The sequence below is a fragment of the Mesorhizobium sp. WSM4807 genome, from assembly GCF_055811615.1.
The window spans coordinates 1-3,288 of sequence record NZ_JBVVQY010000082.1; the positions used below are offsets into that span (position 1 = coordinate 1).

Consider the following 3,288-nt stretch of genomic DNA (forward strand, 5'->3'; position numbering starts at 1 on the left):
ATGCAGAGCGCCTCTTCCGATCATGGCGGTATGAAGCGCTTTGCCCGCCATTTCGACCGAAACCGCTTGACAACTCGGCATAGTTTTCTCGTTCAAAGGGCGTTCAGGAATTCCAGAAGCCAGTCGTTTGGTCGAAATCGTTCGGCCTTTCGGCGTTCATATGGCTTCAGCTTGGCAAGCGCGGATTCCTTCAGCTCAAGATGTGCGTGAAGATAGGTCAGCGTCGTTTCCATCGCCTCATGGCCCAGCCATAGGGCGATGACCGAACAATCGACGCCCGCCCGCAGCAGCTCCATGGCAGTGCTGTGCCTCAAAACATGGGGCGACACCCGCTTCGAGCGGAGGGTGACGCAGTGTTCGCGAGCCTTGGCGACATATTTGTTCAGCAGCGCCTGCACGCCGTCGGCGCTCAGCTTGCCGCCGTGCATGTTCGGAAAGAGAGCCGTTGCACCCCGCTTCCTGGGCTCGTTGAGCCAGCCCCGAAGGGCTTGCTGTGCAACCTTGGTGAGCGGCGTACTTCGCTCCTTGCGGCCCTTGCCAACGCATCGCACGTGGGCACCGTGCCCCAGCATCACCGAGTCCCGGTCGAGATCGATGATCTCCGAGACCCGCAACCCCGTTTGCGCGGCCAGCAACAGCAGAGTGTGATCACGCCGTCCCAGCCATGTGCTGCGATCCGGACAGGCCAGGATCGCTTCAATCTCGGGCCTGGTGAGAAACTGAAGCTGTCGCTTGTCGCATCGCTTGCTCGGGATCGCGAGCACGCGTTGAATCTGAGCGCTATGGGCCGGCTCCTCGAACGACGCATATCTGAAGAAAGACCGAATGGCCGTGAGGCGGAGGTTCCGGGTCCTCACTGAGGCGGATCGCAGTGTCTCGAGGTCCTCCAGGAATGCGCCGATGAAAGGCGCGTCCAAATCCCGCAGTGTCAACTGCGACGGAGACCTGCCAAGGCGTGTCTGCGCGAATGCAAACAGGAGCCGGAAGGTGTCGCGATAGGAGGCGATGGTGTTGGAGCTTACGCCTCGATGTCGCATGAGCCGATCGGTGAACCACCGCTCGATCAGCACGGCCAGATCGTTCGAGGCGCTCATGAGCGAACCTCCCACCGCTTATCCAGCAGTCGCGCCGCATGGGTCATCAGTTCCGGCGCGGCGGATAGATACCAGTAGGTGTCGCGAACATTGGCGTGGCCGAGAAAGGTCGAGAGGACCGGCAGTTCCCGCTCGACATCTTCGCCCGCACGATACCAGTTGGTCAGGGCCTGGACGGCGAAACGGTGACGAAGATCGTGAATCCGCGGACCATTGCGCTGCCCCCGCTGCCGCAGACCGATCTGTCGCGACAGCTGCCAGAACACCCGGTGCACGTATTGGTGCAGCAATCTGCCGCCCTGCCCGGCGACAAAGAAATGGGGGCTACGAGGCGCGACGAGATGCGCGTCGCGTCGCGCGGCATAGTCCGACAGCACGGCGACCGTCGTGGCATGGAGCGGGACCAGCCGCGACTTGCCGAACTTCGTCTCCCGGATGGTGAGGATACCTTGGTCGAGATCGACGTCGTCTCGGCGCAGGTCGAGCGCTTCGGAATGGCGTAGCCCGGCGACCGCTATCAATCCGAACAGACAATGATATGTCCAGCGACGCAGGGCGTTGGCCGGCGGCAGCGACAGTGCCGCCGCCAGAAGCGCCGTGATCTCGGCATCGCTATAGATGTAGGGCTTTGCCCGCCGCGGCGCCGGCACGGCGTCTTGAGGTGGCACTTCCGTCATGGGGTCGAAATGAGCGAGGTGCTGAGCGAAGCAGCGCACATCGGTCAGGCGGATGGACCAGCTCGGTTGCCGGCCGATCGACGTCACCCACTCCATCGCCAGCGCTGCGGTGATGGTCTCGGCGCCGCGACCTTCCATGAAGGTGACGAAATCCGACAACCGTCCGGCGGGTCCGTGATACTTGTATCCCAACCCCTGGCGCATGCCCACATAGCGCTCGAACGCTGTTCGAAGCCGGCTCATTCGACGCCTCCCGGCTAGGGCAGGCTCAGTTCGCGCAGCTTCTCGATGTCGAGCTTGGCATAGATTCTTGTGCTGTCGATGCTCCGGTGGCGAAGCAATTGGCCGATCTCGGCAAAGCTGGCCCCCGACCGCAGCAGGTCGGTCGCGAGGCTGTGGCGAAAAAGGTGGGCGCCGTGGTGTGCATAGCCGTCAATCCCTGCCCGCTCGAGCGCCTCCTTTGCAATCATCGTGATGGCGCAGCCGGAGGCAAAACCGACGTGCGGGGCAAGCATCCGCAAAAACAGCCGACGACACGCTGAAGCCGGTCGCCCGTGCCGGATATACGCGACGATAGCTGCGCCGACATCGTGGCGAAGCGGCATCGCCGCTTGCCGTCGTCCCTTGCCATGGACAAGGATACTGCCCGACTGCCAATCGATATCGTCAAGTCTGAGCGCCGCAACCTCGCTGGCGCGCAAGCCAAGCTTGGCCAGGACCATCAGAACCGCATAGTCCCGGAGCCCCATTGCCGTGGTCCGATCGCAGGCATCGAGAACCTGTTGGACCTTCTCTGGCGGCAGGAAGGTTGGCAGGCCAGCAAGCCGCCAGCGACGTATTGATGGCACGCAATCGGCCAAGGCCACCGAAATGAAGCCCTTCACATGCAAATAGCGCAGGAAGGCGCGCACCACCCCGCACATTGCCTTGCCGCTGTCGGCGGAGCCATCGAGAGCATGTCGCTCGACATAGCCGATGACGATCTCTGGAGTGAGCGCCGCGAACTCGTCTGCGCCCGCCGGCCTCCTGCAGAAACCGATGCGCGAGGAGCTTGTGACGTTCCACCGTGGTGAGGGCCAGTCCTCTCTCGCCCGTGAGATAGGCCGCGAATGCCTCAACAATCTGCTCGTGCTCCGTGGGCGCGATTGGAGGCGCGGCCGGAACTAAGCCTTCATCTCGCAATGCGGAAAGCAAGCGCCTCCGCGTTGATGCTCCAGTGCTTCGAGCGGTGCTCAAGGTACTGCTCAACGTGGGCTTCGCCTAATCCCGGGGATCGTGCCCGTTGCCAACGTGCCAATTCATCAGGTCTCGAAACAGGCTGAGCGATCGCCAGGTGCACCGACGACCGAAGCCTTCGTCCGACAATCTGCCCGCATAAACGCGTGCAAAATCGCCATATGGCCCGTGGATCAGCTTCCGATACAGTGTACTGCGTTGCAGATAGTCACTTGCGTTCATGTGTCCTCTCCTTCGCGCCAATCGCGACGGAGAGACCCTAATCTATGCCGATCCTGCAG

General features: G+C 62.3%; 3 protein-coding genes. All 3 read right to left on the reverse strand.

Annotated features, from left to right (window positions below):
- Nucleotides 1-92 precede the first annotated feature (92 nt).
- Genes AC0L3N_RS33675 through AC0L3N_RS33685 form a run of 3 tightly spaced genes read right to left on the reverse strand, consistent with a single transcriptional unit; the run spans nt 93 to nt 2,892 of the window.
- Nucleotides 93-1,094 carry a tyrosine-type recombinase/integrase gene (locus AC0L3N_RS33675; RefSeq protein WP_473551978.1) on the reverse strand — a complete coding sequence of 334 codons (1,002 nt, stop codon included), beginning with the start codon at nt 1,092-1,094 and terminating at the stop codon, nt 93-95.
- The gene (locus AC0L3N_RS33680) at nt 1,091-2,014 is read right to left on the reverse strand and encodes a tyrosine-type recombinase/integrase (RefSeq protein ID WP_473551979.1); all 924 of its coding nucleotides are present in this window, start codon (nt 2,012-2,014) and stop codon (nt 1,091-1,093) included. The genes AC0L3N_RS33675 and AC0L3N_RS33680 overlap by 4 nt, the downstream gene beginning before the upstream one ends.
- Before the next feature lie 14 nt (nt 2,015-2,028).
- Nucleotides 2,029-2,892 (reverse strand): site-specific integrase, encoded by an 864-nt coding sequence (locus AC0L3N_RS33685; RefSeq protein WP_473551981.1) that lies wholly within the window; start codon nt 2,890-2,892, stop codon nt 2,029-2,031.
- Nucleotides 2,893-3,288: the final 396 nt, after the last annotated feature.

What these genes read in the sequence shown, in the direction of transcription:
- AC0L3N_RS33675 (WP_473551978.1), bottom strand. Translation starts at nt 1,094, where the DNA reads ATGAGCGCCTCGAACGATCTGGCCGTGCTGATCGAGCGGTGGTTCACC.
- AC0L3N_RS33680 (WP_473551979.1), bottom strand. Translation starts at nt 2,014, where the DNA reads ATGAGCCGGCTTCGAACAGCGTTCGAGCGCTATGTGGGCATGCGCCAG.